The 22,762-nt window shown below is 38.9% G+C and carries 22 protein-coding genes; 13 read left to right on the top strand and 9 right to left on the bottom strand.

Features of this window, described 5'->3' with window-relative positions; genetic code table 11:
• Positions 1 to 129: 129 nt before the first annotated feature.
• Positions 130 to 684, top strand: coding sequence for a VOC family protein (locus tag M997_RS10380; protein ID WP_064720045.1), 555 nt, complete (start codon positions 130 to 132; stop codon positions 682 to 684).
• A gap of 154 nt (positions 685 to 838) precedes the next feature.
• The gene (gene cutC, locus M997_RS10375) at positions 839 to 1,591 is read left to right on the top strand and encodes a copper homeostasis protein CutC (protein WP_064720044.1); all 753 of its coding nucleotides are present in this window, start codon (positions 839 to 841) and stop codon (positions 1,589 to 1,591) included.
• Positions 1,592 to 1,797: 206 nt separating this feature from the next.
• Here cutC and M997_RS10370 read toward each other — a convergent pair whose 3' ends face one another.
• From M997_RS10370 to M997_RS10350, 5 genes are all read right to left on the bottom strand, one after another.
• On the bottom strand, positions 1,798 to 3,372 hold the full coding sequence (locus M997_RS10370; protein WP_064720043.1) for an ATP-binding cassette domain-containing protein: 1,575 nt from the start codon (positions 3,370 to 3,372) through the stop codon (positions 1,798 to 1,800).
• 293 nt (positions 3,373 to 3,665) lie between these two features.
• Positions 3,666 to 4,472: a hypothetical protein gene (locus M997_RS10365; protein WP_064720042.1), complete on the bottom strand. Its 807-nt coding sequence runs from the start codon at positions 4,470 to 4,472 to the stop codon at positions 3,666 to 3,668.
• A 142-nt stretch (positions 4,473 to 4,614) separates the two neighbouring features.
• Positions 4,615 to 5,589 (bottom strand): tRNA 5-methoxyuridine(34)/uridine 5-oxyacetic acid(34) synthase CmoB, encoded by a 975-nt coding sequence (gene cmoB, locus M997_RS10360; RefSeq protein ID WP_064720041.1) that lies wholly within the window; start codon positions 5,587 to 5,589, stop codon positions 4,615 to 4,617.
• Entirely contained in the window at positions 5,589 to 6,341 is a 753-nt protein-coding gene (cmoA, locus tag M997_RS10355) for a carboxy-S-adenosyl-L-methionine synthase CmoA (RefSeq protein ID WP_064720040.1), read from the bottom strand. Before cmoA ends, cmoB begins: the two co-directional genes overlap by 1 nt.
• 187 nt (positions 6,342 to 6,528) lie before the next feature.
• A complete protein-coding gene (locus M997_RS10350) occupies positions 6,529 to 6,927 on the bottom strand; it encodes an MAPEG family protein (RefSeq protein WP_064720039.1) in 399 nt (132 codons plus the stop codon).
• 266 nt (positions 6,928 to 7,193) lie between these two features.
• Between M997_RS10350 and aspS the strand changes: the two genes are divergently transcribed.
• The 7 genes from aspS to M997_RS10315 all read left to right on the top strand — a co-directional run bounded on the left by aspS (position 7,194) and on the right by M997_RS10315 (position 13,118).
• Positions 7,194 to 8,975: an aspartate--tRNA ligase gene (gene aspS / locus M997_RS10345; RefSeq protein ID WP_064720038.1), complete on the top strand. Its 1,782-nt coding sequence runs from the start codon at positions 7,194 to 7,196 to the stop codon at positions 8,973 to 8,975.
• A 3-nt stretch (positions 8,976 to 8,978) separates the two neighbouring features.
• Positions 8,979 to 9,413 (top strand): dihydroneopterin triphosphate diphosphatase, encoded by a 435-nt coding sequence (nudB, locus tag M997_RS10340; RefSeq protein WP_064720037.1) that lies wholly within the window; start codon positions 8,979 to 8,981, stop codon positions 9,411 to 9,413.
• Positions 9,414 to 9,441: 28 nt separating this feature from the next.
• Positions 9,442 to 10,197 (top strand): YebC/PmpR family DNA-binding transcriptional regulator, encoded by a 756-nt coding sequence (locus M997_RS10335; protein WP_064720036.1) that lies wholly within the window; start codon positions 9,442 to 9,444, stop codon positions 10,195 to 10,197.
• A 128-nt stretch (positions 10,198 to 10,325) separates the two neighbouring features.
• The gene (gene ruvC, locus M997_RS10330; protein ID WP_064720035.1) at positions 10,326 to 10,847 is read left to right on the top strand and encodes a crossover junction endodeoxyribonuclease RuvC; all 522 of its coding nucleotides are present in this window, start codon (positions 10,326 to 10,328) and stop codon (positions 10,845 to 10,847) included.
• A 103-nt stretch (positions 10,848 to 10,950) separates the two neighbouring features.
• The gene (ruvA, locus tag M997_RS10325; protein WP_064720034.1) at positions 10,951 to 11,574 is read left to right on the top strand and encodes a Holliday junction branch migration protein RuvA; all 624 of its coding nucleotides are present in this window, start codon (positions 10,951 to 10,953) and stop codon (positions 11,572 to 11,574) included.
• Between the two features lie 12 nt (positions 11,575 to 11,586).
• Positions 11,587 to 12,597, top strand: a complete 1,011-nt coding sequence (ruvB, locus tag M997_RS10320; RefSeq protein ID WP_064720033.1) for a Holliday junction branch migration DNA helicase RuvB — start codon at positions 11,587 to 11,589, stop codon at positions 12,595 to 12,597.
• A gap of 44 nt (positions 12,598 to 12,641) precedes the next feature.
• On the top strand, positions 12,642 to 13,118 hold the full coding sequence (locus tag M997_RS10315; protein WP_064720032.1) for a macro domain-containing protein: 477 nt from the start codon (positions 12,642 to 12,644) through the stop codon (positions 13,116 to 13,118).
• 110 nt (positions 13,119 to 13,228) lie between these two features.
• Here M997_RS10315 and znuB read toward each other — a convergent pair whose 3' ends face one another.
• Together znuB and znuC are read right to left on the bottom strand one after the other, a co-directional pair.
• A complete protein-coding gene (gene znuB / locus M997_RS10310) occupies positions 13,229 to 14,014 on the bottom strand; it encodes a zinc ABC transporter permease subunit ZnuB (protein ID WP_064720031.1) in 786 nt (261 codons plus the stop codon).
• The gene (gene znuC, locus M997_RS10305; RefSeq protein ID WP_064720030.1) at positions 14,007 to 14,732 is read right to left on the bottom strand and encodes a zinc ABC transporter ATP-binding protein ZnuC; all 726 of its coding nucleotides are present in this window, start codon (positions 14,730 to 14,732) and stop codon (positions 14,007 to 14,009) included. The genes znuB and znuC overlap by 8 nt, the downstream gene beginning before the upstream one ends.
• Positions 14,733 to 14,806: 74 nt before the next feature.
• On the opposite strand from znuC, the gene znuA reads away from it, so the two are divergent.
• The 3 genes from znuA to lpxM all read left to right on the top strand — a co-directional run bounded on the left by znuA (position 14,807) and on the right by lpxM (position 18,172).
• Entirely contained in the window at positions 14,807 to 15,751 is a 945-nt protein-coding gene (gene znuA, locus M997_RS10300; protein ID WP_064720029.1) for a zinc ABC transporter substrate-binding protein ZnuA, read from the top strand.
• Positions 15,752 to 15,763: 12 nt separating this feature from the next.
• The gene (mepM, locus tag M997_RS10295; RefSeq protein WP_064720028.1) at positions 15,764 to 17,092 is read left to right on the top strand and encodes a murein DD-endopeptidase MepM; all 1,329 of its coding nucleotides are present in this window, start codon (positions 15,764 to 15,766) and stop codon (positions 17,090 to 17,092) included.
• Between the two features lie 105 nt (positions 17,093 to 17,197).
• A complete protein-coding gene (gene lpxM, locus M997_RS10290) occupies positions 17,198 to 18,172 on the top strand; it encodes a lauroyl-Kdo(2)-lipid IV(A) myristoyltransferase (protein WP_064720027.1) in 975 nt (324 codons plus the stop codon).
• Between the two features lie 85 nt (positions 18,173 to 18,257).
• On the opposite strand, the gene pyk is transcribed toward lpxM, so the two are convergent.
• On the bottom strand, positions 18,258 to 19,700 hold the full coding sequence (gene pyk / locus M997_RS10285; protein ID WP_064720026.1) for a pyruvate kinase: 1,443 nt from the start codon (positions 19,698 to 19,700) through the stop codon (positions 18,258 to 18,260).
• A gap of 230 nt (positions 19,701 to 19,930) precedes the next feature.
• Positions 19,931 to 20,773: a MurR/RpiR family transcriptional regulator gene (locus M997_RS10280; RefSeq protein WP_064720025.1), complete on the bottom strand. Its 843-nt coding sequence runs from the start codon at positions 20,771 to 20,773 to the stop codon at positions 19,931 to 19,933.
• A gap of 354 nt (positions 20,774 to 21,127) precedes the next feature.
• On the opposite strand from M997_RS10280, the gene zwf reads away from it, so the two are divergent.
• Positions 21,128 to 22,603, top strand: a complete 1,476-nt coding sequence (gene zwf / locus M997_RS10275) for a glucose-6-phosphate dehydrogenase (protein ID WP_064720024.1) — start codon at positions 21,128 to 21,130, stop codon at positions 22,601 to 22,603.
• Positions 22,604 to 22,762: the final 159 nt, after the last annotated feature.

Here is a 22,762-nt window from a genome sequence, read left to right as displayed (position 1 = left end):
AACGGCGACAGGTTTTTATAGAAAATTAGATTTAGCCTTGGATTTATAACATATTCTGGCTAGAACATGCTACTATCTGGGCCTTATCTTTAAGGGTTTTTCTCTGCTTTTTCATTAAGGTTACTCAAAATGGCGTTATTTTCTTCAATTCCACAATTAAAAGATTTATTTAATGAACTTCCATTATTTGAAGAAAAAATGATTCAATTGGCGAACACACTCAATATTGACTTGAGTTTTTATCCTACGGATCATATTTCGTTACGTTGTCATGAGTTAGTGTTAGCAGAACAATGGCGAGAGGGATTAAACCAGTGTGGAACCTGTATTTCTGCTAATGAGATTAATGGACGTCCTATCTATTTATTTAAATTAGATATCCCATTAATAGTATTAAATCAGCCAGTATTTATTGTGGAATTACCTTTCCCAACACATAAAACGTATTTATATCAAGGTTGGGAACATATAGAACAAGTGATTTCTATAAAACCAGATTTATTAATTAATACGGTACGATCTTTATTACCAAATCCTTTACCAGAAACATTAAAATTAAAAATTAGTGAACCGAAAGGTGATAAAGAGCGTCTACCTAATCCAACAGTAGCTGTGACTAATGGACAGGTTACGTTGAAGTATCATCCTTATTCGTTACAAAAAATCGTAGAAAGTGAGTGTTGAGCGACATATTCAGAAAATAGTTTGTATGTGTCAGCACAAAACTCTGATGGTGGAATTGAATGAATAACGATATTCGACAACTATTGTTCTTAATCGCTAAGAAATGATAATTATTTTCTGATTGCTTTCTTCATAAAGGATAGAGAGGGATGATATGACAAAGTTGGAGATTTGTTGTTTTGGTGCGGAATGCGCTCTAGTAGCAGAACGAGCGGGTGCTGACAGAATTGAATTATGTACAAGTCCATCTGAAGGTGGTGTCACACCAAGTTACGGAATGTTAAGACAAGTCAGAGATTTAGTTCGTATTCCTGTTCATCCTATTATCCGTCCACGTGGTGGTGATTTTTGTTATGGGCAAGCTGATTTTGCTGCCATGAAAAATGATATCAGCCTTATTCGAGATATGGGATTTTCTGGAGCAGTAGTGGGTACCTTAAATGAAGAAGGACATATTGATCTACCTAAAATGGCGATATTGATGGAACTTGCTGGACCATTAGCAATTACTTTTCATCGTGCTTTTGATATGTGTATTAATCCGTTATTAGCACTGGAACAACTGACGCAATTAGGTGTGTCCCGTATTTTAACTTCAGGACAACAAGCAAACGCAGAATTAGGCTTACCACTTTTGCGTACTTTAAATGAAAAGACACAAGGTCCTATCATTATGGCGGGTGCCGGTGTTCGTTTAAGTAATATGCAAAAATTCTTAGAGGTGGGATTAAAAGAAATTCATAGCTCGGCAGGTAAAGTTGCACCTTCTACCATGAATTATCGCAAAGCTGGCGTAACGATGAGCTCAGATAGTGAAGTTGATGAATTTACACATTATTGTGTTGATGAAGATACTGTTGAAGCGATGAAAGATATTATGAGTATTCATTCAGCAATGGTTTCTTAAATAAATACGTCGTTTTATAAAAAGAGTGTAGTGATCCTATTTTTAATTTATTCCTAATGATAGGAATAACTAAAAGATGTTATGAATATATCTTTGTAAGTTCAAGCCGTGCCATTATTGGCACGGCTATTTTTATTTTAAATCGCTAAGTTAAATAAAATAATAATATGTCAGTTACTGCTAGCTACAATTAATCCGTAAATTATTTAATCAATATCTTCTAATAATAATGTATGCGTAATACCACATTGCTCAACGAATGTATTGTCATGTGACACCAATAATAATGTGCCTTGATATTGTGCTAATAAATTCTCTAATAACTGCTTAGATTCTATATCCAGATGATTATCTGGTTCATCTAGTAGTAAAACGGCAGGTGGTGTTGGGCTATGCGTTAATGCGAGTAAAGTTGCTTTTAATTGCTCACCACCACTAAGTTTTTCAAGTGGCAGCATTGAGTTATCTCCTCGAATTCTTAACATACCAAGACGGGTCCGCCATTGTTCAATAGAAATTTCAGATTGATAATTATACAGAGCTTGTGAAACAGGTATCGTTTTATCAAGTAAAGCAAGATGTTGATCCAAATAACAAAAATCTTTATTCAAGCGATATTCACCCGATAATGGTGATATGGCGTCAATTAAACATTTTAATAATGTCGATTTGCCACATCCATTTTTACCTTTAATATGCCAGTGTTCTCCGCTATAGGCTGAAAATGAGATAGGTTTTTGATAACCAAAAGGTAAACAGAGATCTGAAACAAAAACATGTAAGCGTTGACCACTGCATTGGTAATTTAGCGTTATTTTTTGCTGATGAATATGCGCTTTTTCTTCTTCTAATGTTTGGCGTTGAGATTGCATATCATCCATTACACGCTGATGACGCTTAGCAACGGCAGACAAGCGTTGTTCAGCACGATTTTTTTGCATATCAAGTAATAGCAAGCATTGTGATCCACTTTTTCTAATCGATTCGCCTTGTTGGCGCCTTTGCGTGGCTTTTTGTTGGGTTACTTGTTGTTGACGTTTTTCACTTTTAATTTGGCTAGTAATACGCTCTGTTGCAGCCTCTAAAGAGGCTGTTTCAGCGCTTTTTTGTGTTTCATAAAGTGTATAGTTGCCGCCATATTCAGCCAATCCTTTCTCAGTCAATTCAAATATAGCGTCCATATGAGATAGAAATTGACGGTTATGACTAATAATTAATGAACCTGATTTATGTTGCGCGAGTTGCTTAACCAGCCATTGTTGTCCTTCAATATCAAGATGATTATCGGGCTCATCTAATAAAAGAAAGCTATTTTTATGTAAAAAAGCACGACAAAGCGCTAAGCGGGTTTGTTCTCCACCACTTAAATGAGCAATAGGCGTATCCATTGAAATCGGTAACTGAGCTGAATGCAATAAGCTTTGCCATGCCACAGGCAGCTGCCATTTTCCATCAAGTAATTCGATATCTTGCATTGAAGCAATACCCTCATCTACACGTTGAAAAGCTTGGTACAGAAGATTTATTCCTAATGCTTCAGCGATAGTATTACCGGTTAGTCGTGTTAATTGATCAACGTGAATAAAGGGGATGTTCCAGGTTATTTGTCCTGATGTTGGGGTTATTTTTTGTGCTAATAATCTTAATAGCACTGATTTACCTTTTCCGTTATGTCCAATTAATGCGTTTTGCTGACAAGTTAGTGAACGGCTTAATGGTGGAAATAGTAGAGTTTGATTAAATTCGATAGTTAGCTGTGAAAAATGACAAGCTATAGTCATAAATATACCTCCTAAGAGAAATAGGTGGCAGACAGCCGAGATCTTTTGTAGCAAAGAGACGCGATATAAACTATTGTCTGCCAGTAACAGAAAATAAATACTCAAAAGTATTTTGAAATGATTTTCTGGCAGAATTTAGTTCATCGTAGGGAAGTGCCTTTTAAAATAGGAAATTAAATAAAAAGTGAAATAAGAGTAATACCTGCGCATTATAAACATGAGTTAAGCAGAACAACAATAGAGATATTTAGCATTCTGTGCGCTGTCACTTACTTTTCATTTGGTTATTTATATTATTTTTTCAATTTTAAACGTAATTTTTTATAAAGCATTTTTATTTGAATTACCGCCATACAAATAAAAGGAATACCATAGAACAATGTACCGTAAGCCATGCCAATATGAGGAACGTTAAAATAATCACTGTGCTGTGGGATCAAATAGAGATAGTTGATTTCATTTAAATATTCGGGGGTTAAACCACCATAAGGAACCAGGAATTGAAAAATAAGCACAGAAAATAGACTAAACATAAAGTTAATAACTAACAATGCACTATAAAGTAAATTTTTTCCGAACTCTTCTTGAGTTTTTACCTGATACCCTCCAATAATGCGATTGGCAACAATCACGGCATAAAGCCAAATAATTAGATTTTCTTCTCCCATAATCATGCTGTTAATAACTAAGGCAAATATCCCATAAACAGGAATTAACGCAAAAACGAATTTAGTGCGAGAAAATGCCGCCATAAATACGCCAGAGTGCACTAAGATAAACTCAAATAAAAAAAGAACAGTAAGGTTATAAATTGTTTGTACCGAAAATCGTTCTGGAAACCACCACACTGTAATAATAAATGCGATATATAAAAATTGAGTTGCATAGTCGAATAATGAAAAAAAGATCTTTATTACACGTTGTAATGGCGTTAATGCAAAAGGCGTGGCTGAATTACTTTCAACAAATGAAGATAGTTCAATAAGCTGCTTATATGATTGTTTTTCTTTTAGTTGTTTATTTTTTGACAATAAAGATTGTTGTTTTTGTTGTGTTATTTTTTTTTGTGTAACCTGCTTGCTCTTATTTATATTTGCCATTGTTTATTTACAATCATTATTAACGGTATGATTTTTTAACCCAAGTAAAATCTAAAATAATAAGCCTATATTATGTAGAAAAGGGATATGCAAAAAATTGATATCCCTTTAGATTTTAGAAAATAATGATATTAAATTTTGCTTATGGCTTAGTGGCAATTAATATTGCCCGTTTTGGTGCGGGATAACCTTCAACCGTTTTACTATGGTCATTAGGCTCTAGAAATGCTTCTAATGAATCCGTTACCATCCATTCTGTTTTGCGTTGTTCGCCCAATGATGTGATATTTTCATCAACAATACGAACATCTTTAAAACCACATTTTTCTAGCCAAACTTTTAGCATTTTTGCTGATGGAATAAAATAGACATTACGCATTTGTGCATAACGTTCACCAGGAATTAAGCATTGGAATTCATCACCATCAATTACTAGGCTTTCTAATACTAATTCACCACCAGAAACTAATTGGTGTTTTAATTGCCATAGATGATCAAGTGGTGAACGGCGGTGATAAAGCACACCCATAGAAAATACGGTATCAAACGCATTTAGCTCTGGCATCTGTTCTATTCCAACAGGAATAAGATGGGCACGTTGATCATTACCTAATAATTTTCTTACTGCTTCAAATTGACATAAAAAGAGCTGAGTAGGGTCAATGCCAACCACCATATCAGCGCCTTCACCTAACATACGCCACATGTGATAGCCGCTGCCGCAACCCACATCTAACACTAAACGACCTTCAAGCGGTGAAAGGTGTGGTAAAACGCGATCCCATTTCCAATCTGAACGCCACTCTGTATCTATATTCACACCATATAGTGAAAAAGGGCCTTTACGCCAAGGCATTAGGGATTTTAAAATATTATTTAATCCAAGTTGCTCGCCTGCGCTGAGTGCGGGCGTTTTCGTGGCGATAACACCCTTTTTTAAATCACATTCAGTTGGTGTTATTTCGGGTAAGTTTTCTAGCATTCTTTCCCATGAAGCAAAATGTCCATGTAATGCGTGCGAACGCCATTCTGATAGCTGTGCTGGTAATGTGTCTAACCAATGAAATAAACGCTCATCTTGAGCAATACGTTGATAAAACGAGCTGAAGTTAATCATTATTTATCGTCCTTAATTGCTAATAATGAGCCAAAATTAAAACATTGAAACCAAACTTCAGCATGAGGAAACCCTGCGTTATGTAAGCGAGCTTTATGTGTTTCAACGGGATCAGTTAGCATCACATTTTCTAACATGCTGCGTTTTTGGCTAATTTCTAATTCACTGTATCCGTTAGCACGTTTGAAATCGTGGTGCATATTAAAGAGTAATTCACCAATTTGAGTGTCTTCAAAACTGAATTTTTCAGAAAGTACTAGCACACCGCCGGGATTCAAACCCTGGTAAATTCGGTTGAGTAATTGTTGGCGATGGTTTGGTGCTAAAAATTGTAGTGTAAAATTAAGCACAACCATTGAGGCGTTTTTAATTTCAATATCAAGAATATCACCTTCAATAATTTCAACAGGCGTATCCGCTTTATAGGCATCGATATGACGCTGACAACGTTCTACCATTGCGGGAGAATTATCAACGCCGATAATTTTGCATCCTGCCGCATTAATATTTCGGCGCATAGAAAGTGTCGCTGCCCCTAGCGAACAGCCTAAGTCATACACTTGGCTATTTGGTGTGACAAAGCGGCCAGCCAGCATGCCTATCATCGAAATAATATTTGAATAGCCCGGTACAGAGCGCTTTATCATATCTGGAAATACTTCAGCGACCTTTTCATCAAAATGCCAATCACCAAGATTGGCAATAGGTGCGGCAAATAAGCTGTCTTGTTGTGGTGATTTTTGATTAGACATAACTAAAATAAGTTTAAGGAATAAAAGAAGTGAGCATTCTACCAGAAGCGACGGTGCTCACAAAGTTGCATTATTCAGAAAGAAATGAGAAAAAATAGATAAACCTTTTCGATACCTTGCCGTTATTAATCACAACAGCAAGGATGTCGGTATTGATCAAGGATGATCATGTTATTCCAGCGAGGACTTAATAATAGAAGGAAAAGATTTGGATCCAAGGAAGGAAATAAATATTAGCAATGATCATCAGTAGCATAGACAAAAAAGTTGCAGCCATTCCAGAGCGGCGCCAACGAAGTTCGCGATGTTTTAAACCATAGGCATGTAGGATGCGGCCTGCGATTAAAATAGAGCCACAGATGTGTACCATCCATACAAATGCGCCATTCATTTCCATAACAAGTAATAAAACCATGGAAATGGGGATGTATTCTACCGCGTTACCATGAACACGGATGGCTGTTTGTAATTCATAAAAGCCACCGTCACCATAAGCTACCCGATATTGAGTTCTGAGTTTTACGACATTTAGGGACAATTTAATCAATAATAGTGCGCCCAATACGATATAAAGCGAGCTAACCATCTTTTCTCCATTGCCAAAACCAAAAAACGGCGAATTTAATGATAAACCTCAAAGCGACTTCTGTCGCTATAAATAATTATTATTAATAAATTGTTTAGGGATTAGCAAATCCTTGAAAAGATGTATCATATAAACTAGGTCTATACTCTTATCGCCGGGAAGAATTTTCGTTATAATGTCTGCCTTTTTTTTGACACTACTCGAAAAAGACTATTGCCAAAATTTCCGCAGCAGAAAGCACAACAAGCTGAGTAAAAGGATATTGTATGCGTACTAATTATTGTGGGCAGTTGAATAGCGCCCATGTGGGCCAAAAAGTGACTCTTTGTGGTTGGGTTAATCGTCGTCGTGATTTAGGTGGATTAATTTTCATCGATATGCGAGATCGCGAAGGTATTGTTCAAGTTTTCTTTGACCCAGAGCAGAAAGAGGCATTTTCTCAGGCTTCAGAGCTGCGTAATGAATTTTGTATTCAAGTCACAGGAACAGTACGTGCTCGCCCAGATAGCCAAGTAAATAAAAACATGGCCACTGGGGAAATTGAATTAGCAGCAGAGTCGCTGTCTATTTTTAATCGTTCTGAAGCCTTACCGTTAGATAGCAACCAAACAAACACAGAAGAACGTCGTTTAACTTACCGTTATTTAGATTTGCGTCGCCCTGAAATGTCAGGTCGCTTGAAAACACGCGCAAAAATTACCAGTTTTGTGCGTCGCTTTATGGATGGCGAAGGTTTTCTGGATGTTGAAACCCCAATGCTGACAAAAGCAACCCCAGAAGGGGCTCGCGACTATTTAGTACCAAGTCGTGTTCATAAAGGTAAATTCTACGCACTGCCACAATCACCACAGCTTTTCAAACAGCTGCTAATGATGTCTGGTATTGATCGTTATTATCAAATCGTTAAATGCTTCCGTGATGAAGACTTACGTGCTGACCGCCAACCTGAATTTACTCAAATCGACGTTGAAACATCATTTATGAGCGCAGATCAAGTGCGTGAAGTGATGGAACGTATGATCCACGCATTGTGGTTAGATATTTTAAACGTAGACTTAGGCACCTTCCCAGTAATGACCTTTGCTGAAGCAATGCGTCGTTATGGTTCTGATAAACCTGATTTGCGTAACCCAATGGAACTGAAAGATATCGCTGACTTAGTCAAAGATGTTGAATTCAGTGTCTTCGCTCAAGCGGCTAACGACGAAAAATCTCGAGTTATCGCATTGCGTGTGCCAGGTGGTGCGGCATTAACTCGTAAAAACATCGATGAATATACGCAATTTGTTGGCATTTATGGTGCTAAAGGTCTTGCGTGGATGAAAGTTAATGAAAGCGCGAAAGGCATCGAAGGCGTACAAAGCCCAATTGCAAAATTCTTAACAAATGATGTCGTTAATGCAATTTTAGCTACAACAGGCGCAACTGATGGTGACCTGATTTTCTTTGGTGCTGGCCGTCAAGGAACCATGAGCGATGCAATGGGTGCGTTACGTCTGAAAGTTGGGCGTGATCTTGAATTAACTGATCTGAAAGCATGGAAACCACTGTGGGTCATCGATTTCCCTATGTTTGAAGAAGATGAAGAAACGGGCAGTTTAAGTGCAATGCACCATCCGTTTACTTCGCCTAAAGATCTAACCCCTGCTGAGCTTACTGCACACCCTGTTGGTGCGGTTGCAAATGCTTATGATATGGTTATCAACGGTTATGAAGTGGGTGGCGGTTCTGTTCGTATTCACCGCAATGAGATGCAACAAGCGGTATTTAGCATCTTAGGCATTAGCCCTGATGAGCAACAAGAAAAATTCGGTTTCTTATTAGATGCGCTTAAATTTGGTACGCCACCACACGCTGGTTTAGCATTTGGTTTAGACCGTTTAGTGATGTTAATTACGGGAACAGATAATATTCGTGATGTTATCGCATTCCCTAAAACAACCGCTGCGGCTTGCTTAATGACTAATGCACCAAGTTTTGCTAATGATGATGCATTAAAAGAATTAGCCATTCAGGTGACTCAAAAAGAAAGCGAAGACAAAGAGTAAATCATGAAATATAAGCGCCCGGTATCTGTTTTAGTAGTGATTTATGCAAAAGAGACTAAACGGGTGCTTATGCTGAAGCGTCGAGATGATCCAGATTTCTGGCAATCAGTGACAGGTAGTTTGGAAGAGGATGAAACGCCTTTACAAACTGCATTACGTGAAGTGCGCGAAGAAGTTGGAATTGATATCATAAAAGAAAATCTTGAGCTGGTGGATTGCCATCGCACGATTATTTATGAGATTTTTGCACATTTTCGCCATCGTTATGCGCCTGAGATCACTCATGGTCAGGAACATTGGTTTGTGTTAGCACTTCCCTCTGAACGGGAAATTGCACTGACTGAACACACGCAATATCTTTGGTTAGATGCGCCACTGGCAGCCGACTTAACAAAGTCAGCCGGTAATCAGCAAGCGATACGAGAATTTGTTATTTAATTATTAGACCACGTTTGGAGAAATTTTCATGGCAGGTCATAGTAAATGGGCCAACACTAAACACCGTAAAGCAGCGCAAGATGCAAAACGCGGTAAAATTTTCACTAAAATTATCCGTGAGTTGGTAACAGCTGCGCGTTTAGGCGGTGCAGACCCAGCAACTAACCCACGTTTGCGTGCGGCAGTTGATAAAGCGTTATCCAACAACATGACTCGCGATACATTAAATCGCGCCATTGCTCGTGGTGCGGGTAATGATGAAAACGATAATATGGAAACTATTATCTATGAAGGTTATGGTCCTGCGGGTACTGCTGTTATGGTTGAATGCTTAAGTGATAACCGTAACCGCACTGTTTCTGATGTACGCCATGCATTTACCAAAACGGGGGGTAATTTAGGTACAGATGGTTCGGTATCTTACTTATTCACCAAAAAAGGTGTTATTTCTTATGCACCAGGCGTTGATGAAGATGCAGTAATGGAAGCAGCATTAGAAGCGGGTGCTGAAGATGTTGAAACTTATGATGATGGTGCAATTGATGTTTACACTACACCAGAATCATTTGGTGAAGTGAAAGATGCTATGGATGCCGCGGGCTTTGTTGCCGAGTCAGCTGAAGTTTCAATGATCCCTTCAACAAAAGCAGAATTAGATATTGAAACTGCACCAAAATTATTACGTCTGATTGACATGTTAGAAGACAGTGATGATGTGCAAGAAGTTTATCACAACGGTGATATTTCTGATGAAGTAGCCAAATTATTGGAAGATATTCTGTAATTTAACCAATAATTTTTGCGAATAGCAGCAAGTAAATTGCGCTGTTGTTGAAAGTGCGAAGAGAAGAGCAGAGCAGCATGTCTTGCTCTTTTCTCTCGCCATTGTCCATATCGGCCACAGGAATAGATATGGCTATCATTTTAGGTATCGATCCTGGCTCTCGGATCACAGGATATGGCGTTATTCGTCAGCAAGGACGGCAACTTATCTATTTAGGAAGTGGGTGTATTCGCACACAGGTTCCTGATCTTCCCAATCGACTGAAACGCATTTATGCCGGTGTAAGCGAAATAATTACGCAATTTTCACCCGATGTATTTGCTGTCGAGCAAGTTTTTATGGCGAAGAATGCAGATTCTGCGCTGAAGTTAGGGCAAGCGCGAGGTGTCGCAATATTAGCCGCTGTTAATAATGATTTACCTGTATTTGAATATGCGGCGCGGCAAGTGAAACAAAGTGTGGTAGGAACAGGGGCTGCGGATAAAAGCCAAGTGCAACATATGGTGCGATCAATATTAAAATTATCTGCTGCACCTCAAGCTGATGCCGCTGATGCGTTAGCAATAGCTATTACACACTGCCATTTTAACCAAAACTTACTGCGTGTTGGTGATCCTCGATTAGTCTTAACTCGCGGACGCTTAAGATAAGCAATAGCTGAGATAAATGTTTTTGGTTTTACACAGGCTGGATATACGTCCAGCTTTTTTTATGTTATAAACTTGGCGTGATTAATTTTGCGGAGGTGTTAGCGTGATAGGTCGTATCAGAGGAATTGTTCTTGAAAAACAGCCACCCGTCGTGCTGATAGAAGCGGGTAATGGGGTTGGTTATGAAATTAATATGCCGATGACCTGTTTTTATGAATTACCTGATATCGATCAGGAAGCCATTATTTATACACAATTTATTGTGCGCGAAGATGCTCAACTCCTTTATGGGTTTAATCAAAAACAAGAACGTGCATTATTTCGTGAATTAATCAAAGTTAATGGCGTTGGTCCTAAACTCGCCTTGGCGATTTTATCTGGCATGTCTGCTCGCCAATTTGTCACTGCAATTGAAAATGAATCTATCTCTTCACTGGTAAAATTACCTGGTGTTGGTAAAAAAACAGCGGAACGTTTAGTGGTTGAAATGAAAGACCGCTTTAAAGGACTTAATGGCGATTTATTTGACCAAACAAGTGATATTGAATTACCAGCGAGTCGTTCGCCTAAAGCACCAACGGCAGCTGATATTGAATCAGAAGCATCAGCTGCACTGATAGCATTAGGTTATAAACCACAAGAAGCAGCTAAAATGATTAGTCGAGTCGCAACTCCGGGAGCTGATAGCGAAACCCTGATTAAAGAAGCATTACGCGCGGCTATTTAGGAGTAACACATTGTGATTGAAGCAGATCGCCTGATTTCAGCAGATATTCAACAACCTGAAGAAGAAATAATTGATAGGGCGATCCGCCCTAAGTCTCTTGCCGAATATGTGGGGCAGCCACAAGTTCGTGAACAAATGGAGATTTTTATTCAGGCAGCTAAATTGCGTAATGATGCTCTTGATCATCTGCTTATCTTTGGCCCTCCTGGTTTAGGAAAAACCACATTAGCAAATATTATTGCCAATGAAATGGGCGTTAATTTACGCACTACATCTGGGCCCGTATTAGAAAAAGCGGGTGATTTAGCTGCAATGCTAACCAACCTTGAGCCTCATGATGTGTTGTTTATTGACGAAATTCATCGTTTATCGCCAGTAGTTGAAGAAATTCTTTATCCTGCAATGGAAGACTATCAACTCGATATTATGATTGGCGAAGGGCCAGCGGCTCGTTCTATTAAAATTGATTTACCTCCTTTTACCTTAGTTGGTGCCACAACGCGTGCAGGCTCTTTAACTTCGCCATTGCGTGATCGTTTTGGTATTGTGCAACGTCTTGAATTTTATAATGTTGATGACCTGCAGCATATTGTCTCTCGTAGTGCCCATTTTATGGGGCTTGAAATGACTCGCGAAGGCGCTCGGCAAATAGCGATGCGTTCACGAGGCACACCTCGTATTACCAATAGATTATTACGCCGAGTAAGAGACTTTGCCCAAGTTAAAGGCAATGGTGAAATTGATGAAGAAACTGCATCTAAAGCACTTGATATGCTGAATGTTGATGCCGCAGGTTTTGATTATTTAGACCGTAAGCTGTTATTTGCGATAATTGATAAATTTATGGGTGGCCCTGTTGGGCTTGATAACCTTGCAGCGGCAATAGGTGAAGAGCGCGAAACTATTGAAGATGTATTAGAGCCTTATTTAATACAACAAGGTTTTATACAGCGCACGCCAAGAGGGCGTGTTGCAACTAATCATGCTTATCGCCACTTTAATCGCATTATGGAAGAACCTTAATATTTATTTCAGTATGTGTTGGTCTTATTAAAGAGGTGATTTAAATGATAGAGCTTACGCGCGGTGACCTTTTAAAAGCCAATACAGAAGCTATTGTTAATGCCGTTAATTGTGTTGGTGTGATGGGGCGAGGTATCGCCTTACAATTTAAAAAGAAATGGCCTGACAATTTTAAGGCCTATGCATTAGCATGTAAAAATAAAGAATTACAACCTGGTAATATGTTTATTTATGAAATAGGACAAGCTACACATCCTCGTTTTATTGTGAATTTTCCGACAAAACGACACTGGAGAGAAGCAAGTCGTATTGAAGATATCGAAACAGGATTAATCGCACTTGTTGATGAAATAAAACAGCACAATATTAAATCTATTGCCATCCCGCCTTTAGGCGCTGGTTTGGGGGGCTTAGCGTGGCCTGTCGTTTATGAAAAAATAAAAAGTACCATGGAGCCTTTAATTGATGTGCATATTTTAATTTATGCGCCTATTGATGAATTGGAATTGCTAAATAAATAATCGCGACTGATTTTGTATTAATAAAAGCATTAATAAGAAGAACGCTAAAAATAAACCCCAATAACAAGTGATTTGCTATTGGGGTTTATTTTATTGAGTATTAACTCGTATTACTGTTTTGAAGGTGCAAATAAACTTAAAATAAATAAGCTACTTGCCGCTAATACAACTGATGGGCCTGCTGGTGTATCGTAGAAAGCCGAGAAGGTTAAACCACCGGTAATCGCTAGCATTCCAACACCCACAGCGATAATCGCCATTTGTTCTGGTGAGCGAGCAAAACGACGCGCTGTTGCAGCGGGAATAATAAGCAATGAAGTGATAATTAAAGCACCCACAAATTTCATTGCTAATCCGATAGTTAATGCGGTGATCATCATCAGTTTTAAACGTTCACGTTGAATATTAACGCCATCAACATAAGCCATATCTTGATTAATTGTCATCGAAAGCAAAGGGCGCCATGAGCGAATAATCACAAACAATACAATGACTACACCAATAAAAATACTAATAACGTCTTGATAGTTTACTGATAACAGATCACCAAATAGATACGCCATTAAATCTACACGCACATTTGACATTAAACTTACGACAACAAGCCCTAAAGAAAGCGCACTATGAGCCATAATGCCTAATAAGGTATCAACAGAAAGCTGCGGTTTTAATTCTAACCAAACCAATAAAATAGCTAAGAGAAGGGTAACGATAATCACGGCATAAAATGGCTCAATATTAAATAACAAGCCAAAAGCCACACCTAATAAAGAAGCATGTGCTAGTGTATCGCCAAAGTAAGACATTCGACGCCAAACAACAAAAGACCCCAAAGGACCTGCTGCCATTGCTAAGAGCATACCGGCAATCCAGCCCGGTAATAGCAACTCAATCATGACGGCACTCCTTATTGTGTTGATGATGGTGACGATAAATACCTAATTGCTCAGCACCTCGGCTGCCAAACATGGCAATAAATTCAGGGTGTGATGAAACAACATCAGGAGCGCCAGAGCAGCAAATATGCCCATTGAGGCAAAGTACTTCGTCTGTTTTTGCCATGACTAAATGCAAATCATGAGACACCATTAAGATTGCACAGCCAAGTTCATTGCGAAGCTGATTAATTAAATCATACAGGGCAAGTTGCCCATTAACATCAACGCCTTGAGTAGGTTCATCTAACACTAACAGCTGTGGCTGATTAAGAAGTGCTCTTGCAAGTAATACTCGCTGAGATTCGCCCCCTGATAATTTTTGCATTGGTTGATTAATCAGTTTTGCTGCGTTAACCCGTTCTAATGCAGGTAGAATATCTTTATCGTGAACACCTGGTTTTAAGGTCATAAAACGTTTTACCGTTAATGGCATTGTCGGGTCGAGATAAAGTTTTTGTGGTACATAGCCAATACGTAATGTGCGCTGGCGTATAATTTCGCCAGAAGAGGGATTTAGTAATCCTAACACTAAACGAATAACGGTTGATTTTCCGGCACCATTAGGGCCGAGCAAGGTGAGAATACGGCCTTCTTTTAAATCAAAAGAGATATCTTTTAATATTTCTCTTTCACCAAAAGAAACACAAACCGATTTTAAACGAATCAAGTCAGACATAAAATTAGCACTTGCAGAATCATTGAAACGTTATAATATAACATTTCCAATGATGATTCACGGGATTTCTCTCTATGTTACATAAAAACAACAAATTTGCGCATCGTTTTTTATTGAAATCATTTCTAGCGACAGCGATCATAACAACATTCAGTGCTTCAGTTCAGGCTGATGTGGTAGCTTCGATTAGACCTATCGGATTTATTGCAGCCGCGATTGCTGATGGAGTAACACCAACGCAAGTATTATTGCCAGATGGTGCATCTCCACATGATTACGCACTAAAACCGTCGGATTTAAAAAAAATCACTTCCGCAGACCTAATGGTATGGGTTGGTCCTGATATGGAAGTGTTTTTAGATAGACCATTAAATAGACTTAGTGACAATCATAAGCTTGCTTTAGCAGAAACTAACGAAATAAAGTCACTTTTATTGAAAGATGATGATGACAATGTGCATAAACATGAGGAAAATCACGAACATCATTCTCATGGTGGTTATAATATGCACATATGGTTATCACCAGAAATTGCGTTGTCGTCTGCAAAACAGATCCATCAACGGTTAATTACGTTGTATCCAGACAAGAAAGAACTTCTGGACGTAAACCTTGGTAAATTCAGCGAACAACTCAAGCAAACTGATAAAAATATTGCTAATATTCTGTCGCCCGTGAGAAATGAGGGTTATTTTGTCTTTCATGATGCTTATGGCTATTTCGAAAAACATTATAATTTAAAGCCGTTAGGTCATTTTACGATTAATCCTGAAATACAGCCGGGTGCTCAGAAATTACATCAAATACGAACACAATTGGTTGAGCAAAAAGCATCATGTATTTTTGCTGAGCCACAATTTAGGCCGACAGTGATAGAAACAGTGGCAAAAGGCACTGGGGTTAAAAAGGGTGTATTAGATCCCCTTGGAAGTGGAATTACTCTAAATCAAGAGAGTTACACAACATTCCTTACCCAACTAGCTAACCAATATGCGAGCTGCCTAAATGAGACAAAATAAGGAATTGAGAAGGTGCAGCAGAAGACGAAATCCATTGCACAGGTATATTTAAATTTACCACTACCCCATAAAATAATGCTTGGCTCGTTAACTGCAGCAACATTGGCCGTTGCGATATGGCGGCCAATAGTGCTTCAAACGGAACAAAGCAGAGAAGTTCCTATCAGTATTCAAGCACCTTTAGTGGTGCAAAATGAAAATACTGATGACATTATTACAGACAGTAGTGATCAACTTACTGATGAAGGACTTGTAGGTGCAGAAGATGGCACAGATACCAGCACTGCCGTAGCGCAAGTTCCTCACACCTATATTGTTTCTAGCGGCGATTCTCTAAGTACCATTCTGACCCAGTTTGGTATTGATTCTGCTGATATTGCGACAATATCAAACCAAAACAAAGATTTAAGAAATCTGAAAATAGGGCAACCTATTAGCTGGAAACTTGATGATGATGGTTTGTTACAAGAATTAAGTTGGGGTGTGTCTCGTCGTGAAACACGCGTTTATACCCGTACAGAAACGGGATTCCAAGAAACAAAAGAATTCCAAAAAGGTGAGTGGAAAAACAGCGTAACATCAGGTGTTATCCGAGGTAGTTTCTCTACCAGTGCCACAAATGCAGGATTGACCAATTCAGAAGCACGGGCTGTTACTAAAGCACTGCAATGGCAGTTAGATTTTAGAAAGCTGCAAAGTGGTGATCAATTCTCAGCTCTATTTTCTCGTGAAGTGTTAGATGGCCGTACTGAACAAAGTGAACTAATTGGCGTGCGTTTACGTAGTGCGGGTAAAGATTACTATGCATTTTTAGCGGAAGACGGACGTTTTTATGATAGTCAAGCGGGTGGGTTAGAACGCGGTTTTATGCGATTCCCAACGATTAAGCAATTTAGAGTTTCCTCACAGTTTAATCCACGCCGTGTTAACCCTGTTACAGGCCGTGTTGCACCACATAAAGGTGTTGATTTTGCTATGCCAGTAGGGACACCTGTTCTTGCTACGGGTGATGGTGAAGTTATTGTCGCGAAATACAGTGGCGCAGCGGGTAACTTTATCGCTATTCGTCATGGTAGCCAATACACCACGCGCTATATGCACTTACGTCAATTGCTGGTTAAACCAGGCCAACGTGTTAAACGCGGTGACCGCATTGCATTATCGGGTAATACAGGACGTTCTACAGGGCCTCATTTGCACTATGAGTTGTGGATAAACCAACAAGCAGTAAACCCATTAACGGCTAAATTACCACGCGCCGATGGTTTAACGGGCAAAGAAAAACAAGAATATCTGGCTAAAGTAAAAGAGATAATGCCTCAGTTAACGCTAGATAATTGACTGTAAACACTAATTTAAAGACATAAAAGCGGATGATTGATATCATCCGTTTTTGTTTTATCGATTTTTACGCCTATTAGGGGTGTCAGTTCAGAGAGTTATCTGATGAATAAAGAAAAAGATACCGATAGTAAAGCAGGTTATGTGCCTACTTTTCACCGTGCTTATTTGCATCTTCGCCATTGGGGAACATGGTTTGGTGCGGGAGTATTAAGTGCATTGGCATATATGCCAGTAAAATGGCGCGATCCATTTCTTGCCTCTATTGGTCGTTTTGTTGGGCGTAAAGCGAAAAGCGCAAGACGTCGTGCAGATATCAATTTGAGATACTGTTTTCCTCTGTGGGATAAAACACAACGTGAAGTTGTGTTAGATAAGATGTTTGAAACCGCACCACAATCATTTGTTATGCTTGCTGAGCTATGTTTAAGAGGACCTGAGCGAATATTGCAACGCACATCTTGGGAAGGGATAGGCGTCATTGAGCGCTTAAAACAAGAAGGGCGCAATGTGATTTTTATGGTGCCTCATGGCTGGGCTGTGGATATTCCGGCGATGTTATTAGCTGCTAATGGGCAAAAAATGGCTGCAATGTTTCATCACCAAAAAGATCCTGTCGCTGACTATTTATGGAACAAAGCGCGCCACCATTTTGATGGACGACTACATTCTCGCGAAGCAGGAATTAAACCGTTTATTTCAACTGTTCGCCAAGGTTTTTGGGGATATTATTTACCCGATCAAGATCACGGTGCTGAACATAGTCAATTTGTTGACTTTTTTGGTACTTATAAAGCGACTTTGCCTGCCATTGGGCGCTTAATGAAAGTGTGTCGCGCGGCTATTGTGCCGCTGTTTCCGGTCTATTGTCATAAAACACATCAATTAAAAATAATCATTCGTGAACCAATGGATGATATTGATGGGCAAGATGATTTGTATATAGCCCGTCGAATGAATGAAGAACTAGAAGCATTAGTTTCACCGACGCCAGAACAATATACGTGGATCTTAAAATTATTGAAAACACGTAAAGAAGGCGAAATAGAGCCTTATTCGCGTCACGATTTTAAAGATTAAAATCGACATTGAGATTTTTATTAGGTAATAAAAAATGGGCTTCCAATTGGAGGCCCATTTTATTTAATCAGATCTATCGCGAAATTTATTCAACTTCAAGAATACGACAGGTATTTGTGCTACCTATAGTACCCATTTGGTCACCTTGAGTAACTAACACTAAATCACCAGAAACTAAGAAACCTTTATCACGTAAACGAGCAATGGCTTCGTTAGCAGCGGCAATACCATCAGTATGAGTGCTGCAATAAACCGGTGTAACACCACGGTAAAGCGCAGTTTGGTTAAGGGTTTTCTCATGACGAGACATGGAGAAAATCGGTAGGCCCGTACTAATGCGTGACATCATACGTGCTGTACGACCGGATTCTGTCATTGCGATAATCGCATTAACACCTTTCATATGATTAGCAGCGTACATTGTTGACATCGCAATAGCTTCTTCAGCGGTATCAAACACCATATCTAAACGATGCTTAGATACATTTGCGGCTGGCATTTTTTCGGCGCCTAAACAGACCTGAGCCATGGCAGCAACTGTCTCTGCTGGATATTGTCCTGCTGCTGTTTCTGCCGACAACATCACAGCATCGGTACCATCTAATACAGCATTCGCTACATCCATTACTTCTGCACGTGTCGGCATTGGGTTGGTAATCATCGACTCCATCATTTGTGTTGCTGTTATCACAACACGATTAAGCTGACGAGCGCGACGAATTAATTTTTTCTGAACACCCACGAGTTCTGGGTCACCAATTTCAACACCAAGATCACCACGAGCAACCATAACAACATCAGATGCAAGGATGATTTCATCAATAATTTCATCGTTGGCAACGGCTTCAGCTCGTTCAACTTTAGAAACAATTTGGCACTCACAACCCGCATCACGGGCTAAGCGGCGAGCAAGATTAAGATCTTCACCCGTTCTTGGAAAAGAAACTGCAAGATAATCAACGCCAATTTTGGCAGCAGTAATAATATCTTGTTTATCTTTTTCAGTTAATGCGTCAGCAGAAAGGCCGCCACCGAGTTTATTAATTCCTTTATTATTCGATAAAGGGCCACCGACAGTCACTTCTGTAAATACTTTTAACCCATCTACTTTAAGTACTTTTAGTTGAACACGGCCATCATCAAGCAGCAAAATATCGCCCGGAACTACATCAGCAGGCAAACCTTTATAATCAATGCCGACTTTAGTTTGATCCCCTTCGCCTTTTTCTAAATTGGCATCTAATAGGAATTTATCACCAACATTCAGGAAAACTTTTCCGTCTTTAAATGTAGAAACACGGATTTTAGGACCTTGTAAATCCCCAAGAATAGCAACATGGCGACCAAGTCTTGCAGCAATTTCGCGAGTACGATTCGCTCGAGCGAGGTGATCTTCTGCAGAACCATGAGAGAAATTTAATCGAACAACGTTTGCACCAGCAGTAATGATTTTTTCTAGGTTATTATCACGATCTGTTGCTGGGCCTAAGGTGGTAACAATTTTTGTTCTTCTGAGCCGTCTGGACATGTAATACTCCGTTGACCTTGAACGAAAGGTGTTGGCTATCAGATAAAATAGAAATAAATATTATTTTATCCAATATGTTAAGTGAAACGCTTCAAGCTAATTGTAACATACTTGGCTGTTTTCATCATATGCGAGAGTTAGCTCGCAGATATGCTACCATTTTTCAAAAACTTATCTAGTCAGACGCACGATAGGAAGTGTGACAATTCTAACAGAACCATTAAAAACGGTTACTTATCAAATCGCGAATCACGTAATGCTTCTTTGACGCGCTTCAAGTTATCTCTGAATTTTGGTCCTCGACGTAAAATAAAACCCGTTGCCAGAACATCGATAACAGTAAGCTGTGCAAGGCGAGAAATCATTGGCATGTAGATATCAGTATCTTCAGGCACATCAAGCAAGATAGGTAAAGTGGCTTCGTTCGCTAAAAGAGACCCCGATGTTGTAATTGCAATAACCGCGGCATCGTTTTCACGCGCAATTTTTGCCACCTCAACTAAATTTTTAGTTCTTCCTGTGTGTGATATCACAACAACTACATCGCCATCACTACTATTTATACAACTCATACGTTGCATAATAATATCGTCGAAGTAGGTCACAGGAATATTAAAGCGAGAAAATTTATTCATTGCATCATGTGCTACTGCCGCAGATGCACCCAAACCAAAGAAAGAGATTTTTTTAGCCTGAGTTAAAATATCGACCGCTCGGTTTATTGCAGCGATATCAATATTGTTTTTTACATTTTCTAACCCCGCCATTGCTGATTCAAATATCTTATTTGTATAAGAAGAAACTGTATCTGAATCATCAATATTACGGTTTACATAAGGTGTGCCGTTGGCAATGCTCTGAGCCAAAAGTAGTTTAAAATCAGGAAATCCTTTTGTTGCCATACGACGGCAAAAGCGATTAACCGTAGGTTCACTGACATCAGCAGTTTTAGCCATTAGAGCAATACTTGAATGGATCACAGTTTGTGGCGTCGTTAGCACAACTTCGGCGACTTTTTTTTCTGATTTGCTCAAGATGTCCAGATTAGACTGAACCCTTTCCAATATATTCATTAAATATACAGATCCTTGGCTTTGCCAATTTCAATAAAAGGAGAAATCTATAACGGTTTTATGAAAATATACTACGCATAGAACAAGGCTTGCAGTGTTAACCACACGTAAATAAGGCTTTTTTCGTTAAAGTATGAGCTGTGTCTAACTTTCAGTGCTGAAAAATAGAAACAAAATAGTAATAAACTTACAAGAATAGCGAAGTAATGAGATAGAAAACGATGCATTAGCAAAAACATCATTATAAGTTAAAGAGTAAAATGCGTATGTGTATTTACTGAATACATCCAAAAGAGTACATTAAGACAAAATTCTGTAACAAAATTACAAAATCTCATCATGAGGAGACGTACTATGGCAGCGATATCGACTGCTCAGGCCTGTGATCTGGTTATCTTCGGTACGAAAGGGGATCTGGCACGCCGTAAGCTTATTCCATCATTATATCAATTGGAAAAGGCGGGATATATTCACACTGATACTCGTATTATTGGTGTGGGTCGTGCAGATTGGGATGTTGAGGCATATAAAAATGTTGCCCATGAAGCTTTAAAAACCTTTTTAAAAGAAGATATTAACCCTGAAATTTGGCAACGCTTAAGTGATCGTCTCGATTTTTGTAATCTTGATGTCAATGAAACCGACCATTTCATTGAGTTATCAAAACACCTAAAACAAGACAAATTACCTGCTATCTACTATTTTGCAATGCCACCAAGTACCTTTAGTGCGATGTGTCAGGGATTAGGACATGCAAAATTAAATAAAGAACCTAATCGTGTCGTGATGGAAAAACCATTAGGGACTGATTTGGCTTCTTCAGTTTCTATCAATGATAGCGTGGCGAAATATTTTAAAGAGAGCCAAATTTATCGTATCGACCATTATCTTGGCAAAGAAACGGTTTTAAACTTATTAGCACTGCGTTTTGCAAACTCCCTGTTTATTAATAACTGGGATAACAGAACTATTGATCATGTACAAATTACGGTAGCTGAAGAAGTCGGTATTGAAGGGCGTTGGGGCTATTTTGATCAAGCGGGTCAAATGCGTGATATGGTGCAAAACCATCTTTTACAAATTCTAACGATGATTGCAATGGCACCGCCTGCTGATTTAACCGCAGATAGCATTCGCCAAGAGAAAGTAAAAGTTCTGCGTTCGTTACGTCGTATTGATAATACCAATATTCGCGAAAAAACAGTTCGTGGGCAATATACGGGTGGCTTTGTACAAGGTAAAAAAGTCCCCGGTTATCTTGAAGAAGACGGCGCAAATAAAACCAGTAATACTGAAACCTTTGTTTCAATTCGTGTTGATATTGATAACTGGCGTTGGGCTGGGGTTCCTTTCTATTTAAGAACAGGTAAACGTCTACCGAGTAAATGTTCAGAAGTTGTGGTTTATTTTAAAAAACCAGCGCTAAATATTTTTAGTGAAACTTATCAGGAATTGCCTCAAAACAAACTGACTATTCGTTTGCAGCCTGATGAAGGTATTGATATTGAAGTACTGAATAAAGCGCCAGGACTTGATCATAAGCACCGATTACAAACCACAAAACTAGATTTAAGTTTCTCTGAAACCTTTAATCAAACACATCTTGCTGATGCTTATGAACGTTTGTTACTCGAAGCAATGCGAGGTATTCAAGCATTGTTTGTACGTCGTGACGAGGTTGAAGAAGCGTGGAAATGGGTTGATTCAATTATCAATGCATGGGAATGCGATAATGAACTACCTAAACCCTATCAAGCAGGAACATGGGGTCCTGTGGCTTCAGTTGCTATGATCACGCGAGATGGACGTTCTTGGAATGAAATTGAATAATCAATAAGTGTATTTATTGATTTTTAATCGTTACGCATACCCAGCTAATGCTGGGTATTTTTTATTATTTGTTTAAGCATAATTACAGCGCTTTCAATGAATAAAACCCATAATGAATCGCAAAAGTGCTGATTAATTATTCATAACGGTATCGGCTAG

It is taken from the genome of Proteus hauseri ATCC 700826, from assembly GCF_001654965.1.
In the GTDB taxonomy this organism is placed as follows: Bacteria; Pseudomonadota; Gammaproteobacteria; order Enterobacterales; family Enterobacteriaceae; genus Proteus; species Proteus hauseri.
This window is presented reverse-complemented; position numbering and strand designations above follow the sequence as displayed.

Coding starts and splice junctions, on each gene's coding strand:
- M997_RS10380 (WP_064720045.1), top strand. CDS start 130: ATGGCGTTATTTTCTTCAATTCCACAATTAAAAGATTTATTTAATGAA.
- cutC (WP_064720044.1), top strand. CDS start 839: ATGACAAAGTTGGAGATTTGTTGTTTTGGTGCGGAATGCGCTCTAGTA.
- M997_RS10370 (WP_064720043.1), bottom strand. CDS start 3,372: ATGACTATAGCTTGTCATTTTTCACAGCTAACTATCGAATTTAATCAA.
- M997_RS10365 (WP_064720042.1), bottom strand. CDS start 4,472: ATGGCAAATATAAATAAGAGCAAGCAGGTTACACAAAAAAAAATAACA.
- cmoB (WP_064720041.1), bottom strand. CDS start 5,589: ATGATTAACTTCAGCTCGTTTTATCAACGTATTGCTCAAGATGAGCGT.
- cmoA (WP_064720040.1), bottom strand. CDS start 6,341: ATGTCTAATCAAAAATCACCACAACAAGACAGCTTATTTGCCGCACCT.
- M997_RS10350 (WP_064720039.1), bottom strand. CDS start 6,927: ATGGTTAGCTCGCTTTATATCGTATTGGGCGCACTATTATTGATTAAA.
- aspS (WP_064720038.1), top strand. CDS start 7,194: ATGCGTACTAATTATTGTGGGCAGTTGAATAGCGCCCATGTGGGCCAA.
- nudB (WP_064720037.1), top strand. CDS start 8,979: ATGAAATATAAGCGCCCGGTATCTGTTTTAGTAGTGATTTATGCAAAA.
- M997_RS10335 (WP_064720036.1), top strand. CDS start 9,442: ATGGCAGGTCATAGTAAATGGGCCAACACTAAACACCGTAAAGCAGCG.
- ruvC (WP_064720035.1), top strand. CDS start 10,326: ATGGCTATCATTTTAGGTATCGATCCTGGCTCTCGGATCACAGGATAT.
- M997_RS10315 (WP_064720032.1), top strand. CDS start 12,642: ATGATAGAGCTTACGCGCGGTGACCTTTTAAAAGCCAATACAGAAGCT.
- znuB (WP_064720031.1), bottom strand. CDS start 14,014: ATGATTGAGTTGCTATTACCGGGCTGGATTGCCGGTATGCTCTTAGCA.
- znuC (WP_064720030.1), bottom strand. CDS start 14,732: ATGTCTGACTTGATTCGTTTAAAATCGGTTTGTGTTTCTTTTGGTGAA.
- znuA (WP_064720029.1), top strand. CDS start 14,807: ATGTTACATAAAAACAACAAATTTGCGCATCGTTTTTTATTGAAATCA.
- lpxM (WP_064720027.1), top strand. CDS start 17,198: ATGAATAAAGAAAAAGATACCGATAGTAAAGCAGGTTATGTGCCTACT.
- pyk (WP_064720026.1), bottom strand. CDS start 19,700: ATGTCCAGACGGCTCAGAAGAACAAAAATTGTTACCACCTTAGGCCCA.
- M997_RS10280 (WP_064720025.1), bottom strand. CDS start 20,773: ATGAATATATTGGAAAGGGTTCAGTCTAATCTGGACATCTTGAGCAAA.
- zwf (WP_064720024.1), top strand. CDS start 21,128: ATGGCAGCGATATCGACTGCTCAGGCCTGTGATCTGGTTATCTTCGGT.